Raw genomic sequence first — 19,690 nt, 5'->3', positions numbered from 1 at the left:
CGGTTTAGCCCTTGAAAGTGCTGTCCAAACCTCTTTTTCTGGATTATTTAATACGTAATGGTTGTCCTGGATAAAACACAGATGTATCAATCCCAGGATTTAACGCTAAAATTTGTTCTAATGTCATTCCGTTACGTTCGGCAACTTGACGTGCCCCTTCGCCACTTTGAACGGTATCATAAACAGGTTGTTGGTTCTGCGCTTGTTGCTGTTGTTGATTTTGAGCTTCTTGTTGTTGTTGCTGCTCTTGTTGTTGCTGTTGTTGTTGTGCTTGTTGGTCCTGTTGTTGCTGTGCAGCAGCATCTGAACTTGAAGGTGTTGTATTTTCAGCTGGTTGGCTGCTTGCTGGTTCTGAGCTTTCCACTGATTTTGACGTACTTTCTTTTTTCTTCTCTTTTGATGATGATTGGACTAATGAAGAAGATGGCTGGCTATTTTTGCTAGCACTTTCGTTCGGTTTCTTGTCTTGCATCATCCATAAGAAAGTCCCAATTGGAATGGCAATAATTAATAATAGCAAAATAACTAAAACAGTTAGAAATAATGAATTTCCTCGTTGCTGTTGGCGTTTTGCTAAACGAGAACCACCACCATTTTGATCAGGTTCATAAATTGATTGTTCCCATGGCTCACGAGCTTGGTTTTTCTTTTTGTCCTTTTTACTCACTGCTAATTTCCTCCTAAACTTCTCTCGCTTGTTATTATATCATAGCTTTTGCCAACTGCCGACTAAAAAAATGAATTAATCACGTTCTTTAAATAATTTTAGAAATTTAGAACGCCAATCTTCTTCATTTTGATTGCTGGTCTTGTTCGATTTTACTATTGAATCTTGGTAAATGTCAAAGAATAACGCACAATTATCACAACAAGTTTCCGGTGATTGTTTGACAATCGATTCTTGAAAATAAGTTTGAATCAACGTTCTTCGACAGGTTGTGGTTTCAATATACGTCAGCATCCCTCTTAATTGCGCTTGACGATCTTTTTCTTTCTCCTCTAAACGATGCTCTAGCTCTTCAAAAGAATAATCCTTGGCTAAATAGCCTTGAACCCATTTTTGTTGTAACTCGGTGGCATTTTCTAACAAACCTGCTTGTTCTTCTCCTTCAATCAGCGATTTTAAGGTCGCTCGATTCGCTCTTGTCTCTTCTAAGAAAAACCGATGAATAAATTCATCCCCTTTTTTATACAATAATAGCGCCCAACTTTTTTGACCATCACGTCCAGCTCGCCCGATTTCTTGCAGGTAATTTTCTAAGCTATCAGGCAAATCAAAATGAATCACTCCACGAACATCAGGTTTGTCGATTCCCATCCCAAAAGCATTCGTTGCACAAAGAATATCGATTTGATTATCAATAAATTGTTCTTGCAAGCGACTACGTTCACTAGCCTCCAAGCCCCCATGATAATAGGCTACCTTAAAACTGGTTTTCGCCTGAATAAGTTGACTGATTTGTTCTGTTTTGTTGCGCGTGGCGCAATAGATAATGATTTTACCAGCCGTTTTAGATAAGTAATCTAGTAATACTTCTTCTTTTTCTGACGTTTCCTTCACGAACAAGCCAATATTTTTTCGATTCACTGAAGAAAGAACTTCTTGATAGCTACCATGAGAAAATAATTGTTTTATAATTGCGTGCTGTACAACGGGTGTCGCTGTGGCAGTTAACGCCAAGGTCAAAGGAAAGTCTAGCTGTTTTTGGACCAGATCTAATTTACTATATTCAGGGCGAAAATCGACGCCCCACTGATAAACACAATGGGCTTCATCCACCACAAATAATGCAATTTTTTGGCGTTGTAACACACTAAGCACTTCTTGCTGCAAAAGCATTTCTGGGCTTAAAAACAGATAATCGTATTGGAACATTTCCGCTAAAATATAACGCTTTTCTGAATACTGTAACGTACTGTTTAAGGCAACCGCACCTTTAATTCCTTGTCTTTGTAATTGACGCACCTGATCTTCCATTAACGAAAGTAAGGGAGAAACAATTACCGTTAGTCCCTCTAACTTTTGGCCCACAAATTGATAACACAATGATTTGCCAGTGCCTGTTGGCAAAACAGCCAATGTATTCATACCGTCAAGTAAGTTTGTAATCACTTCTTTTTGACCAGGCTTAAACGCTGCATAACCAAATCGAGTGAATAATTCTTGTTCTAATGTCAACAACACTCACTCCTTTTCTTGCCAAATTTGTTGGATTTGATATAAGCGGAAATCTAAATAAGAAAGCGTCTCTTCTTGCGCTCGCCAATCCCGATACACCCACAACCGCGGATTTTGTTCTGTTTGAGCCAAGTTTTGGAGTATTGCCTCCTTTTCAAGATAAACAGACGCCTGCAGCTGCCCTTGAATAGCCAACTCTAATAGATGATCATGAATGGTACTCAGTTTTATTTTTCGTTGCTCAGCAATTTCTTGAAGCGTCTTGCCTTCCGTTAACAATCGTTGGGTTTCTTGCATACTTTGGTTTAGATTTTTTTCTAGATACGGCCATACAAGCGTTTGTAAAGCAGGATAGTTTCCTCCGTACATTATCAACTGCAGTAAATGATGAACCGCTTGCGTATGCCATAAACGCTGTTCAAGAGCTGTCTTATGGCTTGTTAATTGCTGAGGAACTTTGCCAGTTTGCTGATAACCAGAAAGTTGCGCAACCAAATAGTCGCTTTCTGCTTCAGGTAGTAACTCAAACCCTCGCAACAGTTCTTCTTTGATTGATTGAACGCGCTGCTCTTTCTTGTCTTGTTGTAACCATCGTTTCAAATATAGTTGCGGAATCGGTGTTGATAAAAGTGGAATATACTGTTTTTCCTCAAATGATAAATATGAAGTCACTTGCACGGCAAATTGAATGAGTTGCCAACTTTCTCGATCACTTCTGCCAAAACGATAAAGATCAATTGCAGGATAATCCAGCAACGAAAAATGGTGCTCCTTTAAAAATAGTTGCCCTTCTTTTGTTAGTTGAATCTCATTTGTCTCTTTGTGATACTGAATTTGTTTCGCCTTCGAAAGTTTTTCAAGAAATTGAAAATAGGCTTGTTCGGAAATCGTTGGCCACCAGCCAATGAATCGTAAACAATCATATAAAAACCCATAAATCAAAACAGAGCTAGTCCGTTTGCCTTTTAAAAGATGATACAAAGTTGATGCACGTACCTTGTATCCATGAGATAATAACGCTAAAATAAAAGTTGCTTCCATAGTAAACCTCTTTTAGATAGGATGTGTCACTGTTTATGCAATCACGTTTAGTTCCTGAAAAATGTATTGCTTGTGGACTTTGTCAAGTTTATGCGCCCAATATATTTGATTATGATGATCATGGAATTGTCCTTTTTAAAGACGAGCCGCATGCTCGACAACAATTTATTCCAGAAAACGAACGCGAGAATGTGTTAAAAGCGTACCGCAAATGTCCCACGCGTGCAATAGAAATAAGCAAAAATGAGTGCTAAATAATTTAGCACTCATTTTTGCTTAGAGTATTTTTTCGAGCCAAGCAAGTGTTTGCTCATCTATCGAAACAAACTGTAATTGTCCTTCTTTTAGCGGTTCTTTGACTAAATGAATTTGATCATTTAGGCCATTGATCCATTCATAACGAAGACCATTTTCTTTTGCTTTAGAATTTTTAGCTTCTAAATAATAATTGACATGGTAATTTTCTTTACCATCCAATTGTAGCGTATTAATGGTCACTTCAAAATCTGGTGAAACATCGGTCGATTTCTTTTCACGTAATCGTTCAAGTGCTTCAATAAAAGAAGGAAATTGAGGATTATTTTCCCCACCAACGAGATATTTTTTAGCAAATTCTGTACTATCCGTATGACTTTTCACTTGTTTGGCAAATGCTTGATAAAAGGTTTCTAGCGCTTTGCGGGCATCATAGTCGCTAGCTAACGGAAAATTCAATTGTAGCGTTGGATTATCGGAGAGCGCTTCGACAAAATCATTTTCACCAATCGTTTCTTTTGATGTTTGAATTTCTTCTCCATTAATCGTCTTTTTAAGTTGAATCGTCATCCCTTTGGACCAGAACAAAGGGCCAATCGTTTTGCTTCCATTCGTTAGCGTACCAACTTTCCGATCATTAATATAAATATCTGCGTCTGGCAGATTGCTCTCCACAACAAAATTCATTCGTTTAAAATCTAAAGGAATACTAGAAATATAATTTTCCTCTTCTAATAAACGATACTCTTCTGTGATAACAGGTTCGCCGGTGCTATCTTTCACTGTGGCTGTAAAGGTATATTGTCCTGGCGCTAAGGGTCCCAATTCCTTTTGATAAGTGGTTGAGTCGGAAGTGCCCACTTCCCGCCCGTTCATTGCTAGCGTCACACCGCGCTGATTCGTCGTTAACTGAACAGAAACAGGCGTTAAAATGAATTGATAACGGTGAAAGAAAAATGCTGTTTGACTTGTTTCACGAATAGTTAAACCATGTAGCTTTTTATCCTTTAATAGCGCTTTTTCTAATTTTTTTAGCTCAGTTGGATTTTTTTGATAATAAGTGATTAAAGGCTTAATGCTTTGCGGATTCACTTGAAATTCAGACTCGTTCGTCCTCGTTTTTTTACTTAATTCTTGGGCATCACCATTCTCAATCGCTTCAATAAAATGAGAAATTTGTTGTTCCTTAGAAAAATAATGCGTCCCGAGAAAATAGCTACCCGCTCCAAGAACGATGAACACAAAAAGAAACACCCAGATCCAGCTTCTTTTTGATCTGAGAGGAGTAGATTCGTTCCCTTTATTCATTGATGGTTGCGCTTGGTTTTCCTCTTGATGCATTGATTCATTCATTAGCGGAGCGCCGCATTCTTCACAAAAGGACTCCGTATCACGATTCACGTGACGACAATTTTTACACTTTTTCACTCAGGAAAACTCCTCTTTCTTTGATGATTTCTATCATACCAAGGGAAAGTTAAAATTACAATGCAGATGGTTTAGTATTTTTTAACAGAATGATGACAGATTATGACAACCTCTTTTCTTTTAGGCGTAAATTTTAAAAACCCACTGTCAAACATTGTTCAACAGCAGGTTTTTTATCATTTATTTTGTTAACGGTGTTTTTTTCTGAATAGTATGTTGTTTTTTTGATAGCCATGGCAATAACTTCGCATGTAGTACTAGAAAAACACCACTGACTAAGAGGCCTTTAATAAGGTTGAATGGCACAATACCAATCGCCACATAGCTTGCTAAAGATGTTCCTAAAAATTGTTGTGTGGTCACACCATATAATTGTAAGTAAATGGGTGTAATGACAAAATAATTCGCAATACTCATGAAAATCGTCAAGGCTAAGATCCCACTTACTAAGCCCACTATCCGATTTGTACGGATATTTTTCTTTTTACCAAAGAAATAAAAAATTGGCAAGGTGAAGATACTACTTGCTAAAAAGCTAGCGAAATCTCCCACCATATTTTGCGGTGCTAGTCCGGTTAAGAACAGGTGTAGCAACGAACGAACAAAAGCAGTAATTACTCCTGCTAACGGTCCGTACAAGAACATTCCGAGTAGAATCGGAATATCACTAAAATCGATTTTCAAAAAACTAAACGCCGGCATAATCGGAAATGCCACAAATTGTAATACTGTACCGATTGCGGCCAACATTGCAATGCTGACCATTTTTTGTACCTTGTTGTTCATCTGAAATCCTCCAATTAAGGACCCATCTTCAACGAACTTTTTGATTCGCTTCTTTGTCATACAAAAAAACCCTATTTTTCTGCAGGGAAAAATAGAGTAGGATTATCTGATGAAAAAGCGTCTCAAATAAGCCCTATCTTCTTTATCCAGACTATACTGTCGGTATTGGAATTACACCAATTCAATCGTTAAAAACGAGTCGTGGACTATAACCACCGGTCGGGAATTACACCCTGCCCCTGAAGACGAACCTTGTATTATATTTTTTTACTTACTTAGTGTAACCGATTTGAACAATGAATGCAACTAACTAAGCTTTTTTATTAAATTTCATTGATTGTTTCATTTCTCAAAAAAAACAATCCCTTCGCCATAAGCGCGAAGAGATCGAGTCATTTTATCTTATTTAGCTTGATTTAATAATTGACTGATTTCTTTTTTAGTTAAATCACGATATTGTCCTGGTCGCAAACCTTGTAAGGTCAACTCACCATAACGTTCACGTTTTAATTTTTGAACAGGGAAACCAACAGCTTGAAACATTTTCTTCACTTGATGATTACGTCCTTCATGAATCGTTAATTCCACGACACTGCTACCTGTTTTAATATCCGCTGAAAGAATTTGAAAATTGGCTGGTGCTGTGCGTTTGCCATCAATGCGAATGCCTTTGGCTAATGGCAATAGATCTCGTTTAGTTGGTACACCTTTAATTTTTGCTACGTAGACTTTATCTACTTCATGTTTAGGATGGGTTAATTTTTGTGAAAAACTTCCATCATTCGTTAAAAGTAACAACCCAGAAGTATCATAATCCAGACGACCGACTGGATAAATTCGCTCAGTAACATCTGTAAAATAATCCGTTACTACTTTACGGCCTTTATCGTCAGACACCGCAGAAATAACCCCTCTTGGTTTATAGAATAAATAATAACCATATTCTTCTTGATAAATTGGTACACCATCAACTTCAACGGTATCTTGTTTACTTACTTGTGTTCCTAATTCTTTGACCACTTGGCCATTGACTTTTACGCGACCTTTGACAATTAATTCCTCTGCTTTGCGACGCGAAGTCACCCCAGCATGAGCAATTGCTTTTTGTAATCTTTCCATTGTTTAAGCTTCCTCGCCTTCTGTTGTTTCAGACATTGGGTTCGTTTCTTGATAACGATCAAAAAATAGATCCATTGGTAGTTCTTCTTCTAATTCATCTTCCATTTGTTGGATATCTGGTAATTCCTCTAAACTTTTCAACCCAAAGTAATCCATAAAATACTTCGTTGTGCCATACAAAATTGCTCTACCAGGACCATCTACGCGGCCTTTTTCTTCTATCAACTGACGGGCAACTAACTTTTGGATAGAGCCAGAAGTCTGTACGCCACGAATTTCATCAATTTCAATACGCGAAATTGGTTGCTTATAAGCAATAATGGATAATGTTTCTAGCGCCGCTTGTGATAAGGCGTTCGACATAGGCGATTGCGCATATTTTTTTAGTAATGAGGCATATTTTTTCTTCGTTGTTAAGACAAAATGATTGCCGACTTCTAAAATATTTAACGCCGATTTATTGTCAGAAGCATAATGTTCTTTCAATTTCGTTAATTCTTCATAGGTTTTTGCTGTTGACTTCTCTAATAAGTACGCAAGCTCTTCCAAGCCAATTCCTTCTTCGCCAACCACAAATAAAATTGCTTCAATTTGACTAACTAATGTCACTGTGTTTCCTCCACCTCTGTTGTATCTTCCTGCTGGGTTTCTGTATTAAATAACAAAATTTCACTATAATTATTTTCTTGTTCAGCATAAATCGCGCCCGTTTTCATTAATTCTAAAAGAGCCATGAACGTTGTCACAATTTCTTGTTTGGAATAAGAATCGAAGAAAGAATCAAACGACACTGCCTTCCCTTTCTGTACTTGACGCATACGCTCTGAAATAGCGGTGATTTTTTCTTCGATGGAAACATCGTCACTAGCAACAGTTGTTTCAACAGGCTGGCGATTTTTTTTCTTTTCTAACATGGCATGAAAGGCCAGAAATAAATCAATTGTATTAATTTGATTAGGCGGTAGTGTTGTATCTTCCTCTTTATAATCATCCATATCCATTGGTTCTTTTGTATAATAGAGTTTACGTTCTTCTTCTTTTTCATGTAAAACAGTCGCTGCATATTTAAATTTCCGATACTCCAATAACTGAGCTACTAAAGCTTCCCGTGGGTCTTCCTCTTCAAAAAAATCTTCATCATCAATGATTTCAAGCTCTTGTTTTGGAAGTAACATCTGACTTTTAATAGCCATTAAGGTGGCAGCCATGACTAGATATTCTCCAGCGACTTCTAACTCTAAGGTTTGCATCGCATGAATATAAGACATGTATTGTTCAGTTACTGCTGTAATGGGAATGTCATAGATATCGATTTCTAATTTTTGAATTAAATGTAGTAGAAGATCCAGTGGTCCTTCAAAGACATCTAGTTTTAAATTAATTTCTTGCAAAAACGACACCTACTTTCTTTTCTCGACTTCCTAGTTTACCATAAATTTATTCGTTTGTGGGCATTCTCGCAAATTAAGCCCGAGGAAAATGTTCCTTATAAACATCTGCCATTCGTTGTTTGGTAATATGTGTATAAATTTGTGTCGTGGAGATATCTGCATGTCCTAATAATTCTTGCACGATTCTAAGATCTGCGCCATTTTCCAACAAATGTGTCGCAAAGCTATGCCGTAATGTATGCGGGGTAATATTTTTCTCTATCTGGGCTTCTCGAACAATCTGTTTTAAATTTTTCCAAATGCCCTGTCTAGATAACGGTTCGCCATGATGATTAACGAACAGGTGTGTTTCATTCGGATGGTTTTTAATCAATTGAGGTCTGGCTTCGTTCATATAGCGCTCAATCCATTGAATCGCATAATCGCCTAAAGGGATAATTCGTTCTTTGTCCCCTTTTCCGATTGTTTGCAATAAACCAATGGATAAATGCAGATCCCCTAATTTTATTTCAATTAGTTCACTAACTCGCAGGCCCGTTGCATACATCACTTCTAAAATAGCACGATTCCGCATACCTAGTGGTTTACTTGTATCAGGCGTTTCAATTAATCGAGTCACTTCGTCAACAGATAATGTACTTGGCAATTTTTGAACTTTCTTGGGGGAGTCAATATGTTGCATCGGATTATGTTCGCTTAAGCGTTCTTGACGTAAAAATTGATGAAATCCTCTCAAACTAGAAATCATCCGAATCACACTTGCTGAAGCTTGCTGTTCTTCGTGAAGGGATTGCAAAAATTCTGTAATCATGTAACGGTCAACTTCGTCCCAAGAATGCAAGCCTTGTTCTTGTAAAAAGGCTACGTATTTTTTTAAATCTCGCTCGTAACTCCGTCGTGTGTTATTTGATAAGCCCCGCTCTATTTGTAAATAGTGTAAATAATCGACTAATTGTTCTTCCATTATCCTTCCCTCATTTCTAGTACTATCCTATCAGATTATGCCCTAGATTGCATGGGTAAATTCCAACTTATTAAAAAAAATCAACTGACAACAAAAGACTTGTTCACTAAGTCGTTAACTTAAGAACAAGTCTTTTGTTGTTGCTACTATTAGTAAAGAATAAATTTGTTATTTTATATATTTATCTAGAAAAGCAGCTACTGTTTCCTTATATTTTTCTGGGTTTTTATTATAAGCTTTCGCATGCTCTGCTCCAGGCACGACATATTTCTCTTTAGGTCCTTGGGTTGCATTATAAACTTCGTCTAACATACTAAACGGCACAAACGTATCATTTTCACCATGAATAAAGAGCATTGGTAAATGATTCTTTTGTAATTGTTTAACAGCGCTTGCTTCCCCAAAGAAATAGCCAGCTCTAAGTTTCGTAATCCCGCTAGTAACATTAACTAATGGGAAACTTGGTAAATTGAAAAGCTCTTTCAATTGATATTGCAACTCCTGATTGACTGTAGAATAGCCACAATCTTCCACAATGGCTTTCACGTTATCTGGTAATTTTTCCCCGCTCGTCATCATGACTGTAGCAGCACCCATACTGACACCGTATAAAGTGATTTGTTCTTGCTGACCATTTTCGGTTAAAACTTTCTCAATCCATTGGACATAATCTTTACGATCAGGCCAGCCGAACCCAATATAATCTCCTTGACTTTTCCCGTGACCACGCGCATCTGGCGCTAACACATTGTAGCCCCAATCATGATACATTTTCGCAAAGACAGACATCGTTTCTGCCGAACCCATATAACCATGCGCCATAATAACGGTACGATTACTTTTTTTGTCGGCTGGTAAATAAATGGCCTTTAGACGTAGCCCATCTTCCGAAGTAATTGACCATTCTTGTCGATTTTTGTCATCTTTAAACCACTCGCCTTCAGGTGTCTGGACCACTTTTGACCCTGGGGTATTCTCATTTATAAAGTCTTTCTTTCCTGGAACTACTGCATAATTATAAAAATATAAGCCTGCCGCAATTAAACCAATTGCAATTACTACAATAAGCGCAATCAAAATTTTTAACCATCGATTCATCTACGTACTCCTTTTATTTAAACTGTATGATTCATTATAAGTTGTCGCCCTTTTTTTGACAACTACCATTCAAAGATTCAGCCATCTTTCTTTACCACTACAATGGGACAATTTTGTTGCGACAAAAAAAGCATAGCACAAAAATGTTACCTTTTGCGCTATGCTCCACTTATCTATTTATAGGAAACTAAAAATTATTTATTTTCAATAAGTTTAAAACTTGACCATGGTTTCAAAAATTCTAATAAGAAACGTTCGTCATCAGAAATACGACCAACCACATTTACACGGCCATCATTTTTCATTTCTTTTAAAGCAATTTGTGTTTCCCCTTTGTATTGTCCATAGCCAACGTTGTCAATCAAGACATCGCCTCGAACAATATCTCTCGTTGTATGAGCTGGGAAAGGACGATCTTTATAGTAAACACGTGTCATTGTTGAACGCAAAACGTAATCAGAACGATCTCCACGATAACTGTGTAAGTTATCGAACAATGCAATTCTTTCATCTTCTGTGATTTCTGGTTCTGTATCCACTTTGATCGAAGGATACGGTGCATGAAAGGCTTCTGCCATTGCTGCTAATTCTGCTTCTGAGGCATAAGCATTTCCGACAGAAATATCATCGATTAATCCTGTTAAAACTAAATGCTTAACTTGCGTTGCAATTTCTAAATCGCGGTGGTCTTCCAAAGAACATAACCCATCTTGTGTCGGCCATGGCCCAAATGTAGCATCGTGTGAGTTCACAAACGCCATCGTATTTAAATTATATTTTCTAAATTTTTCTGAACAATAAACAAAATGATCATAGCCTAAGCCGGTATAGCGATGTGGATAGAAATTATGTGAGCCTAGTAAATTTTCTGTGTTTGGTGAGTAGGCCATAATATTATCTACATAACTTGTCCCTGAACTCATATTAATTTCAATTTTAATGCCATAAGGGTTTCTTGTCATATTCGCCTCTTCTTGCCCAGTAAAACCAAGATCTAAACGAATACCGTAAGCGCCCATATCATGGAAAAATGATAAATCATCATAAGAGATGCCTAATTGTTCGAACAATGCAGGATTAATATCGACCATCACTTCCATACCTAATTGGTTGGCGTAATCTACGACTTTTTTAAACTCTGCTAATACCTTTTCCCGATCATCATTGATTTGCAATAAACTAGTAAAGACACGCTTAAAGCCGTATTTATGAGCCAAATCCAAATATGCTTTGTCCTTTTCAAATGTTGAACGTTCTGGATAAATTGAAATACCTAATTTTCCCATGTGATTGCCTCCTAAATTGTAAAACATAATAATGTATCTGCTTACATTGTAACAAAAAAAACAAAAATGGTCTACACCTTTCCTATAGGAAATCTTATAAAAATTCCACTGGTTTGTTATCTTCTCTTTTGTTATGATAAAAAAGAACCTAATTGTCAGTGTGAAAGGAAGAGGAAAACAGATGAAACATAAGAAAATGCTTGCTGTTGCTTCAGTTGCAGCATTCACCTTGCTTTTAGCAGGCTGTAACACAACCAATAATAAAGGCACGACCGCAACGAGTGATTCTGTCGCTAAATCCAGTGAAAGCAAAACAAAGGATTCGGTCGACTTAAATTCACTAGATTTACCACAACTAGATGACAAAGTTGCCGAAGATCAAGACTTAGTCCAAATGGTTACTTCAATGGGAAATATTGAAATCAAACTATTTCCTAAACAGGCTCCAAAAACTGTCGAGAACTTTATGAAACATGCCAAAGATGGCTATTATGATGGATTGACTTTCCACCGCGTCATCAATAACTTTATGATCCAAGGTGGCGATCCTAGCGGTGATGGAACTGGCGGAAACAGCATCTGGAATAAACCATTTGAAGATGAATTTTCAAACCAGTTATATAACATTCGTGGCGCGTTATCAATGGCGAATGCAGGACCTAATACTAACGGCAGTCAGTTCTTTATTGTCCAAAATACAGATGATCAATCTGATGGTCTTTTATATGATGATTATCCAAAAGCAATCATTGATGCTTACAAAAAAGGCGGCTATCCTTCTCTTGACAAAAAACATACTGTTTTCGGTCAAGTAACCAAAGGAATGGATATTGTCGATAAAATTGCCAAAGTCGAAGTTGGTGCCAACGATAAACCAAAAACCGATGTTAAAATTGAAAAAATCAATATTCTTCAAGAAGCAAAAAAATAACAAAAAGTCAGAACGTACGCTGAAGATACGTTCTGACTTTTTGTTATTTTTGAATCGCTTGTAATGCCTTTTCTGGTACTTGGTCTTGATTGACCTCTTCATACGTATTGATGTGGGCCCCTTTATTTGAGACTTTTAGATAATGATCTGTTTTTAATTCATGGTCCGCTGTGAAAGTTATTTCTCGCGTTTTGCCTTCCTCATCTGCGGCTACTTGCGTATAACTAGCAATTCCATAGCCATTAACGCTATCGGCTTTCTTTGTTTTAACATACACATTTCCTTCTTTAACCAATGGATTTAATTGATCTAACACACCAGCTAATTCGCCAGAGTTCTTCTCTGCGTAAAACTTGGCCCCAAATAAACCACCACCAATAACAATTGCTGTCACCACTAAAAATTTAATAAATTTCATCACATAAATCCTCCCGAGTAATTATTCTCTGTTACTTCTTCCAAAGTATAGCAAGTTTTAAACAATCCTTCCTCGGGCGCAACGACCAGTTTTTTCTCAGACTTATGTCGTATTTTTGTTATTTTGAATAAATAACAAAACACTACTCTTCTATCAATAATTGACTTAATAATTGAATTTCTTGATTCTTAGTTAAGTCAATTGTTTTCATTGTAACCGCTGTGGCTAAACCTAAATAAATTACCACCATTTTAGGAAATAATTCGACAAATTTTCCTTTGTCTATTTGTACATATTTTTTATCCAATAATAAACGCTCTTCAAAAAAAGTTTGAAGCATTTGCTGCAATTCTTCTTCATAACCATGTGCTTTCATAAATAACGCCGTATAGATTTTTTGATGTTTTTGGGCAAATAATATAAAGTTCAGACCCAATGCAATCACTGGGTCTGAGGCACCGACATCTGCTTTATAAAATAATTGCATACGATGAAATAACGATTTAATTAAGGTTCGTTTTAAATCGTCCATGTTGACAAATTCTAAATAAATTGGCTGCGTAGAAATCCCCATAGTATCTGCAATATTTCTAGCAGTTAAATTAGAAAAACCTTTATCTACTAAAATTTTTTCAGCTACGTTTAAGATTTTTTCCTTTGTATATACCTTCGTTCTAACCATTTTCATACCCCTTTTCTCTTTTAGTTAACAATAACTTTATTATGTTCACACAAAAGAAAACCATTTTCATTATATATATAATATTTTACACTTTTTTATGCGTTTCTTTTCTCAAAATTTTCTATACATTTCAAAAAAATTGAGAATTTTTAACACTTATAAACAAATAGGTCCAGAACAAAAGGTCATCACCTTTTGTTCTGGACACTAAACGGCTACACTCTTTATTCTTCTATTTGTTTGCCTTGTTCTTTGGCAAGCTCATTTTTATCATAAGCTACAAAGAACGGATAGTAAATCAAGATGGCTACTAGAATTAAAACAATATTCAAAACAGCAGCATGCCAATCGCCGCCTGTCGCCATAAAGGCGCCAATTGGTCCTGGTAAGGTCCAAGGAGCGGTAAAGACAACTTCACTTACTAAACCTAATTTTGTGGCAAACCAAGCAATCGTTGCTAAAACCATTGGTGCAAAGATAAAAGGAATCATTAAAATCGGATTTAAGACAATCGGTACACCGAAAATAACTGGCTCATTAATATTAAAAATAGACGGTGCTAAAATAGCTTTTCCTAGTTTTGAACCATATTCTGATTTTGCCCGGAAGGCTAATAATATAGCTAAACCAATTGTGGCTCCAGCACCACCAATCCAAATAAACCATTGGTAAAAAGGTTCTGCCGCAATCCGAGGTAATGCTTCGCCAGCTGCTTTAGCAGTCGTGTTTTCCTCTAATAGTTGTAGCCATAGAGGACGCGCCAACGATCCTACGATTGAAGCGCCGTGAATCCCAAAGAACCAGAAAAATGTGGTTAAAAAGACTAACAGCAAGACACTCAATAAAGAGTCCGCTGCTTGAACTAGTGGTCCCACCAAGTTCCCCACAAATGTGTGCCAATCAAAGCCTAAATAATAAGTGATTGAACCAATCAATAACATGACAATTAACGTCGGAGTCAATGATTCAAATGAACGAGCAACAGCAGGTGGAACGTTATCAGGCATTGTAATTTTGAACTTAGACTTATCTGTCACTCGATAGATTTCGACAGCAATAATTGACGTCACAATCCCGACAAACATCCCTGCACCACCCAAATTAGCCATTGGTAAAACAAACCCAGAAACGCCAGCTGCTTTACTGGCTTCTTCAGGAATCGCTACAGGTACTAATGTTAATAAAAAAGCAATCGTAGCCAAAATCCCTCCAGAGACTTGATCAAGATTATATGATTTCGCTAAACTAGCGCCAATGCCAAAAGTCGCATATAACGCCATAATGTACATTGTCATTCGGTAAGGCAATAAGATTGTAGCAGCATTACTTGTTAAAAATTGAGTAATGCCCCAAGATTCTGGTAACGGTGGAAACGCAATAATTAGAAAAAAAGAACCGACAATAATTAAAGGTAATGTCGCAATAATCCCATCCCGCACCGCACGTAAATGGCGCTGATTGGCAATTTTAGCCATTGGTCCAGCTAGATGATTTTCAATCCAAACAGTCAGTTTATCTAACATAAATAACACTCTCCTCTGTTTTTCTCTTAAAAAATAACTCCTTTAATCAGCCATAAATAAGAGATAAGCTCTAATAAAATAAGAGAAATTAAAAACAACCAAATAAAACGCTTACAAAAACCTGTTTTCGTTTCAATAAAATAATGACTATACGCTAACGCAAAAGCAATCCCAACAGGCAAAAAAATCATGGCACCAATATTAAACGGCAGACTGAAAGTCCATAATAAAACACTCGGCAACAGGACACCACATAAGAACCCCATACTAAAAAGAAAACCGGCACTTTTAACTGAAAACTTAGGAACCATTGCTTGATTGTTTTCCATTTCAATTTCGCTCCTTTCGTTTGTTATTTTGTTACATTTAAAATTATAAGCTATTAAAAATATTATTTCAATCTATTCGCTAATTTAATACTAATTTTAAAATAAAAAACCAGTTCACTGAGTGAACTGGTTTTATGCTTATTCGACAAATTCAAATTCAAAATTACCAATCCGAACAATGTCGCCATCTTTCGCGCCACGTGCTCGTAATGCCTCATCGACACCCATACCACGTAATTGACGTGCAAAACGCATTACTGTTTCATCATGATCGAAATTCGTCATTTCAAATAATTTTTCTAATTTTTCACCAGATAAAACCCATGAAGCATCTGGTTCACGATCAATCGTAAATTCTGGACCTTCTGGTTGGAAGCCATAACGAACGGTTTCTTCCTCTACCACTTCATCTTCATATAATGGGAATTCAGGCGTTACTTCCAACAAGTCAGCTGTTGCATTTAATAAAGGTTCAATACCTTTACGAGTAACCCCAGAGATTGGGAAAATAGGTAGCTCATCAGCATACTCATCGGTGCGTTCCTTCGCAAGTTGCTCTTTAAATTTCGCTAAATTCTCTTCTGCTTCAGGCATGTCCATTTTATTGGCAACAATAATTTGAGGTCGCTCCATCAAACGTAAATTGTGTGAAGCCAATTCTTTATTGATTGCCAAATAATCTTCGTAAGGATCGCGTCCTTCCATGCCACTCATATCAATGACATGTAAAATAACACGCGTCCGTTCAATGTGGCGTAAGAACTGTGTTCCTAAGCCGACACCTTGAGAAGCTCCTTCAATTAAGCCTGGCAAATCTGCTGCAGCGAAGCTTCGACCGTCACTAGTAGTCACCATCCCTAAGTTTGGAACTAACGTCGTAAAATGATAGGCACCAATTTTCGGACGAGCGGACGAGATAACAGAGAGTAACGTTGATTTCCCTACAGAAGGAAACCCAACTAAGCCAACATCTGCTAAGACTTTTAATTCTAATTCGATTTTACGTTCTTGGCCCGGTTCGCCGTTTTCGGCAATTTCTGGTGCAGGGTTTCTTGGGGAAGCAAAGCGAATATTCCCGCGACCACCGCGTCCGCCTTTTGCTACTACTAAGGTTTGACCATTCTCAATTAAATCCCCAATTAAGGCTCCAGTTTCTGCATCACGAACTGTTGTACCTGGTGGAACTTTGACAAGTAAATCTTCTGACCCACGACCGTGCATTCCTTTACTCATACCATTTTCTCCAGGTGTCGCCTTAAAATGACGATTAAACCGGAAATCCATTAATGTGCGTAATCCTTCTTCAACAACTAAAACAACGTCGCCACCGCGACCGCCATCACCACCAGCGGGACCCCCGTCTGGTACATATTTTTCTCTACGGAAAGCAACCATTCCGTCGCCGCCTTTACCAGCTTTGACATCAATCGTCACTTGATCTAAAAACATGGACATATAATTTGTCCTCCTATTCTACTTCTACTATCTTTAATCACCTCAAAAAGCGTGATTCGAAAGTCTTTATTATTGTATCGGGAAAACAACCGTTTGTCTAGCAATTCTAGTTAGTTATCGTTGGAAAAAGCAAAATTTCTCATGAATCTTTCGCTTTCTTTTTGTCGCTTCGCTATCAGTCTTTTGACAAAAAAATTTTAGAGGTTCATACTATAGATAGTTGAAGAAAATCACTTTTTCAGCAAGGGTCCAAAGAAACACAAACATCTAAAGGAGGAATTTTTGTTATGACAGTCAAAGTAGGAATTAACGGTTTTGGAAGAATTGGTCGTTTAGCCTTTCGCCGAATAAAAGAAGTTTCTGATGATATTGAAGTTGTGGCAATCAATGATTTGACTAGCCCAACAATGTTGGCTCACTTATTACAATTTGACTCTACGCATGGCACCTATCCTGGCACCGTGACAGCCACTGAAAATGGCATTGTTGTGGACGGCGAAGAAACCCGTGTCTACGCAGAACCAGATGCAAGTAAAATCCCTTGGGTTAAAGAAAACGGAGTAGACATTGTCCTTGAATGTACAGGTTTTTATACCTCTGAAGAAAAAGCACAAGCTCATTTAGATGCAGGTGTGAAACGTGTGGTTATCTCTGCTCCTGCAGGCGCAATGAAAACAATCGTTTATAACGTCAATGATGATACACTTGATGCCAACGATAAAATCATTTCTGCCGGCTCATGTACGACAAACTGTCTAGCACCGATGGCTTACTTTTTAAATAATGAATTTGGTATTGAAGTTGGTACCATGACAACTGTTCATGCCTACACATCAACACAAATGCTATTAGATGGCCCTGTTCGTGGCGGAAATCTTCGTGCGGCACGCTCTGCTGCAGACAATACTATTCCCCATTCAACTGGTGCTGCTAAAGCAATTGGCTTAGTTATTCCAGAACTTAATGGAAAATTACAAGGCCATGCCCAACGTGTTCCCGTTGTGGATGGATCCTTAACAGAATTAGTTAGCATTTTAAAAACAAAAGTAACAGCTGATCAAGTAAATGAAGCAATGAAAAAACACACCATTGATAACCCTTCTTTCGGTTATGATGATCGTGAAATTGTTTCTGGAGACATAATCGGCACGACAGAAGGTTCGATTTTTGACCCAACGCAAACAGAAGTAACGACAGCTGGCGATTTCCAATTGGTGAAAACTGTGGCTTGGTATGACAATGAATATGGTTTTACTTGCCAAATGATTCGCTTATTGGAAAAATTCGCTAATTTATAATGCCAATAAATAAAAAGCTGCCTTGCATAAATTAATGCAAGGCAGTTTTTTTAATGTTTACTTTGACAACTTTGACAAATACCATGAAAAGTTAAGCGATGATCTTTGACTAAAAAATGATACCGACTTTCAACAATTTGCTCTACTTCACCAAGCAAGTCTTCTTCCACTTCCTCAATTGTGCCACATTCTAAGCATAACAAATGGTGGTGAAAGTGTTTGGCGCCTTCTTTTCTTAAATCATAGCGAGCTAAACCATCGTTAAAGCTCACTTTATCAACGACTTTTAAGTCTGTTAAAATTTCTAGCGTTCGATAGACTGTTGCTAGACCAATTTCCGGACTTTTTTGTTTTACCAAGAAGTAAATTTCTTCTGCTGATAAATGATCTTTTTCATTTTCCAATAATACAAGTACGGTTGCTTCCCGTTGTGGTGTTAATTTAAAGCCTGATTCATGCAATTGTTTTTTTGTCTTTTTTAAAGCAGCAGTCGAATCCATTATTACAGCTCCTTGTTTAGAATGATTACAAATTAAGAAACTTAATTTATCAATCAAATTAAAATAATTATAAAAGAAATAACTGTAATTTGCAAGATATTCTCAATTAGCTACCTTAATTTTTTTCTTTTGATTGTTCCAACGAGCCAATTAGAATTGTTTTACCATCTTCTTGTTTAATTAATTTTTGTTTCATTAAATGGCCTAAGGCGCGTTTAAATTGAGCTTTACTAATGCCAAAGGTTTGTTTAATTTCATCAGGGCTTGATTTATCGGTGAAAGGAATTTGGTGATCGTTTGCTCTTTCTAAGAAAGTTAGAATCATCAACGCATCATCGCTGATCACTTCATGACTTCTTGGTTTTAATGAAAGATTCAATACGCCGTCCGGCCGCACGCCAATCACACGTCCCACTACTTTTTCACCTAAACGTGGTTCCTGGAATCGTTCAGAAGGATGGATAAATCCAATGTATAAATCATCAGTTAAAATATACGTTCCTGCAAGTTTCAGACGATACACATGCCCAGTTAAGTTTTGGTTTTGCATTTCAGCATTCCCGCGTTTTGCCATGGCTTTAAAGACTTTTTCATCTGCTAATTCGCCCCAAATGCGGTCTTTACTGTCCACTTTTAAAGTAACCATTACTCGGTCTTCTTTTTTAGGCCAAAGTTCCCGCATGGTTGGTAATTCATCCAACGAAATAACGACATCTTTATCTGGTAAGCCAACATCCACAAAGACACCTAAATCACGTCTCGTTCCTGTGACAGTACCAAAGCCATAGCTACCAATGCGCACAGTAGGAATTGTAGTTGTCAGTGCTGGCTCTTGTTTTTGATTTAAATAACCAAACCCTTCTACAGCCTCCCCTATAGCATGCGTACCTTCTTCTTTTTTTAAACGGAATGTGATGCCATTTTTTTGAACAAAATAAAATTGTTCATTTTCATCGACCACAATGCCGGTAAATGTTGTTGCTAGTAATTCTCTCATTTATCATTAA

21 protein-coding genes and 1 riboswitch are annotated in these 19,690 nt (G+C 37.2%); of the genes, 3 read left to right on the top strand and 18 right to left on the bottom strand.

All coding sequences use genetic code 11. The features are described 5' to 3' along the window. Positions 1 to 43: 43 nt before the first annotated feature. The 3 genes from IGJ03_RS06085 to IGJ03_RS06075 all read right to left on the bottom strand — a co-directional run bounded on the left by IGJ03_RS06085 (position 44) and on the right by IGJ03_RS06075 (position 3,220). Positions 44 to 667, bottom strand: a complete 624-nt coding sequence (locus tag IGJ03_RS06085) for a LysM peptidoglycan-binding domain-containing protein (RefSeq protein ID WP_002371160.1) — start codon at positions 665 to 667, stop codon at positions 44 to 46. A 75-nt stretch (positions 668 to 742) separates the two neighbouring features. Next, positions 743 to 2,185: a RecQ family ATP-dependent DNA helicase gene (locus IGJ03_RS06080; protein WP_002420207.1), complete on the bottom strand. Its 1,443-nt coding sequence runs from the start codon at positions 2,183 to 2,185 to the stop codon at positions 743 to 745. Further along, entirely contained in the window at positions 2,186 to 3,220 is a 1,035-nt protein-coding gene (locus tag IGJ03_RS06075; protein ID WP_104842449.1) for a helix-turn-helix domain-containing protein, read from the bottom strand. It abuts the gene before it with no gap. Positions 3,221 to 3,255: 35 nt separating this feature from the next. On the opposite strand from IGJ03_RS06075, the gene IGJ03_RS06070 reads away from it, so the two are divergent. Continuing rightward, the gene (locus IGJ03_RS06070) at positions 3,256 to 3,474 is read left to right on the top strand and encodes a ferredoxin (RefSeq protein ID WP_002357617.1); all 219 of its coding nucleotides are present in this window, start codon (positions 3,256 to 3,258) and stop codon (positions 3,472 to 3,474) included. 22 nt (positions 3,475 to 3,496) lie between these two features. Here the strand turns inward: IGJ03_RS06070 and IGJ03_RS06065 are convergent, their stop codons facing one another. From IGJ03_RS06065 to IGJ03_RS06030, 8 genes are all read right to left on the bottom strand, one after another. Continuing rightward, the gene (locus IGJ03_RS06065; protein WP_438711162.1) at positions 3,497 to 4,828 is read right to left on the bottom strand and encodes a zinc ribbon domain-containing protein; all 1,332 of its coding nucleotides are present in this window, start codon (positions 4,826 to 4,828) and stop codon (positions 3,497 to 3,499) included. A 255-nt stretch (positions 4,829 to 5,083) separates the two neighbouring features. Next, entirely contained in the window at positions 5,084 to 5,749 is a 666-nt protein-coding gene (locus IGJ03_RS06060) for an ECF transporter S component (protein ID WP_002382314.1), read from the bottom strand. A gap of 71 nt (positions 5,750 to 5,820) precedes the next feature. Continuing rightward, positions 5,821 to 5,940: riboswitch (FMN riboswitch) on the bottom strand. A gap of 151 nt (positions 5,941 to 6,091) precedes the next feature. Continuing rightward, on the bottom strand, positions 6,092 to 6,808 hold the full coding sequence (locus IGJ03_RS06055; protein WP_002357624.1) for a pseudouridine synthase: 717 nt from the start codon (positions 6,806 to 6,808) through the stop codon (positions 6,092 to 6,094). A 3-nt stretch (positions 6,809 to 6,811) separates the two neighbouring features. Then, positions 6,812 to 7,417 carry an SMC-Scp complex subunit ScpB gene (gene scpB, locus IGJ03_RS06050; RefSeq protein WP_208770186.1) on the bottom strand — a complete coding sequence of 202 codons (606 nt, stop codon included), beginning with the start codon at positions 7,415 to 7,417 and terminating at the stop codon, positions 6,812 to 6,814. Next, positions 7,414 to 8,208: a segregation/condensation protein A gene (locus IGJ03_RS06045; RefSeq protein WP_002396363.1), complete on the bottom strand. Its 795-nt coding sequence runs from the start codon at positions 8,206 to 8,208 to the stop codon at positions 7,414 to 7,416. Before IGJ03_RS06045 ends, scpB begins: the two co-directional genes overlap by 4 nt. Positions 8,209 to 8,272: 64 nt before the next feature. Next, positions 8,273 to 9,163 (bottom strand): site-specific tyrosine recombinase XerD, encoded by an 891-nt coding sequence (gene xerD / locus IGJ03_RS06040; protein ID WP_002360354.1) that lies wholly within the window; start codon positions 9,161 to 9,163, stop codon positions 8,273 to 8,275. Positions 9,164 to 9,331: 168 nt separating this feature from the next. Then, positions 9,332 to 10,261, bottom strand: coding sequence for an alpha/beta hydrolase (locus tag IGJ03_RS06035; protein WP_142956390.1), 930 nt, complete (start codon positions 10,259 to 10,261; stop codon positions 9,332 to 9,334). Positions 10,262 to 10,455: 194 nt separating this feature from the next. After that, on the bottom strand, positions 10,456 to 11,547 hold the full coding sequence (locus IGJ03_RS06030; RefSeq protein ID WP_002357630.1) for a DUF871 domain-containing protein: 1,092 nt from the start codon (positions 11,545 to 11,547) through the stop codon (positions 10,456 to 10,458). Positions 11,548 to 11,728: 181 nt separating this feature from the next. Between IGJ03_RS06030 and IGJ03_RS06025 the strand changes: the two genes are divergently transcribed. Beyond that, a complete protein-coding gene (locus IGJ03_RS06025; RefSeq protein WP_002374887.1) occupies positions 11,729 to 12,478 on the top strand; it encodes a peptidylprolyl isomerase in 750 nt (249 codons plus the stop codon). 43 nt (positions 12,479 to 12,521) lie between these two features. Here the strand turns inward: IGJ03_RS06025 and IGJ03_RS06020 are convergent, their stop codons facing one another. The 5 genes from IGJ03_RS06020 to obgE all read right to left on the bottom strand — a co-directional run bounded on the left by IGJ03_RS06020 (position 12,522) and on the right by obgE (position 16,885). Continuing rightward, positions 12,522 to 12,896, bottom strand: coding sequence for a YxeA family protein (locus IGJ03_RS06020; protein WP_002357632.1), 375 nt, complete (start codon positions 12,894 to 12,896; stop codon positions 12,522 to 12,524). A 142-nt stretch (positions 12,897 to 13,038) separates the two neighbouring features. After that, complete coding sequence (locus IGJ03_RS06015; protein WP_375804659.1) at positions 13,039 to 13,584, bottom strand: TetR/AcrR family transcriptional regulator; 546 nt, start codon at positions 13,582 to 13,584, stop codon at positions 13,039 to 13,041. Positions 13,585 to 13,802: 218 nt separating this feature from the next. Continuing rightward, positions 13,803 to 15,101: a PTS sugar transporter subunit IIC gene (locus IGJ03_RS06010; protein ID WP_375804660.1), complete on the bottom strand. Its 1,299-nt coding sequence runs from the start codon at positions 15,099 to 15,101 to the stop codon at positions 13,803 to 13,805. A 26-nt stretch (positions 15,102 to 15,127) separates the two neighbouring features. After that, on the bottom strand, positions 15,128 to 15,430 hold the full coding sequence (locus IGJ03_RS06005) for a hypothetical protein (RefSeq protein ID WP_002374891.1): 303 nt from the start codon (positions 15,428 to 15,430) through the stop codon (positions 15,128 to 15,130). Positions 15,431 to 15,568: 138 nt separating this feature from the next. Next, a complete protein-coding gene (gene obgE, locus IGJ03_RS06000; protein WP_002384537.1) occupies positions 15,569 to 16,885 on the bottom strand; it encodes a GTPase ObgE in 1,317 nt (438 codons plus the stop codon). A 287-nt stretch (positions 16,886 to 17,172) separates the two neighbouring features. Between obgE and gap the strand changes: the two genes are divergently transcribed. Then, positions 17,173 to 18,183, top strand: coding sequence for a type I glyceraldehyde-3-phosphate dehydrogenase (gap, locus tag IGJ03_RS05995; protein WP_002357638.1), 1,011 nt, complete (start codon positions 17,173 to 17,175; stop codon positions 18,181 to 18,183). Between the two features lie 50 nt (positions 18,184 to 18,233). Here the strand turns inward: gap and fur are convergent, their stop codons facing one another. Both fur and IGJ03_RS05985 read right to left on the bottom strand, forming a co-directional pair. Continuing rightward, positions 18,234 to 18,683, bottom strand: coding sequence for a ferric iron uptake transcriptional regulator (fur, locus tag IGJ03_RS05990; protein ID WP_002357640.1), 450 nt, complete (start codon positions 18,681 to 18,683; stop codon positions 18,234 to 18,236). Between the two features lie 115 nt (positions 18,684 to 18,798). Then, complete coding sequence (locus IGJ03_RS05985; protein WP_002361792.1) at positions 18,799 to 19,680, bottom strand: CvfB family protein; 882 nt, start codon at positions 19,678 to 19,680, stop codon at positions 18,799 to 18,801. Between the last annotated feature and the right edge of the window lie 10 nt (positions 19,681 to 19,690).

Origin of the sequence: Enterococcus sp. DIV1315a (assembly GCF_051712325.1) — a bacterium.
Taxonomy (GTDB): Bacteria; Bacillota; Bacilli; order Lactobacillales; family Enterococcaceae; genus Enterococcus; species Enterococcus faecalis.
Note: the sequence above shows the minus strand (reverse complement) of the source record. Positions and strands in the feature narration are given on the sequence as shown.

What these genes read in the sequence shown, in the direction of transcription:
- IGJ03_RS06075 (WP_104842449.1), bottom strand. Translation starts at nt 3,220, where the DNA reads ATGGAAGCAACTTTTATTTTAGCGTTATTATCTCATGGATACAAGGTA.
- IGJ03_RS06070 (WP_002357617.1), top strand. Translation starts at nt 3,256, where the DNA reads ATGCAATCACGTTTAGTTCCTGAAAAATGTATTGCTTGTGGACTTTGT.
- IGJ03_RS06065 (WP_438711162.1), bottom strand. Translation starts at nt 4,828, where the DNA reads ATGAATGAATCAATGCATCAAGAGGAAAACCAAGCGCAACCATCAATG.
- IGJ03_RS06060 (WP_002382314.1), bottom strand. Translation starts at nt 5,749, where the DNA reads ATGACAAAGAAGCGAATCAAAAAGTTCGTTGAAGATGGGTCCTTAATT.
- IGJ03_RS06055 (WP_002357624.1), bottom strand. Translation starts at nt 6,808, where the DNA reads ATGGAAAGATTACAAAAAGCAATTGCTCATGCTGGGGTGACTTCGCGT.
- xerD (WP_002360354.1), bottom strand. Translation starts at nt 9,163, where the DNA reads ATGGAAGAACAATTAGTCGATTATTTACACTATTTACAAATAGAGCGG.
- IGJ03_RS06035 (WP_142956390.1), bottom strand. Translation starts at nt 10,261, where the DNA reads ATGAATCGATGGTTAAAAATTTTGATTGCGCTTATTGTAGTAATTGCA.
- IGJ03_RS06030 (WP_002357630.1), bottom strand. Translation starts at nt 11,547, where the DNA reads ATGGGAAAATTAGGTATTTCAATTTATCCAGAACGTTCAACATTTGAA.
- IGJ03_RS06025 (WP_002374887.1), top strand. Translation starts at nt 11,729, where the DNA reads ATGAAACATAAGAAAATGCTTGCTGTTGCTTCAGTTGCAGCATTCACC.
- IGJ03_RS06020 (WP_002357632.1), bottom strand. Translation starts at nt 12,896, where the DNA reads ATGAAATTTATTAAATTTTTAGTGGTGACAGCAATTGTTATTGGTGGT.
- IGJ03_RS06015 (WP_375804659.1), bottom strand. Translation starts at nt 13,584, where the DNA reads ATGAAAATGGTTAGAACGAAGGTATATACAAAGGAAAAAATCTTAAAC.
- IGJ03_RS06010 (WP_375804660.1), bottom strand. Translation starts at nt 15,101, where the DNA reads ATGTTAGATAAACTGACTGTTTGGATTGAAAATCATCTAGCTGGACCA.
- IGJ03_RS06005 (WP_002374891.1), bottom strand. Translation starts at nt 15,430, where the DNA reads ATGGAAAACAATCAAGCAATGGTTCCTAAGTTTTCAGTTAAAAGTGCC.
- obgE (WP_002384537.1), bottom strand. Translation starts at nt 16,885, where the DNA reads ATGTCCATGTTTTTAGATCAAGTGACGATTGATGTCAAAGCTGGTAAA.
- gap (WP_002357638.1), top strand. Translation starts at nt 17,173, where the DNA reads ATGACAGTCAAAGTAGGAATTAACGGTTTTGGAAGAATTGGTCGTTTA.
- fur (WP_002357640.1), bottom strand. Translation starts at nt 18,683, where the DNA reads ATGGATTCGACTGCTGCTTTAAAAAAGACAAAAAAACAATTGCATGAA.
- IGJ03_RS05985 (WP_002361792.1), bottom strand. Translation starts at nt 19,680, where the DNA reads ATGAGAGAATTACTAGCAACAACATTTACCGGCATTGTGGTCGATGAA.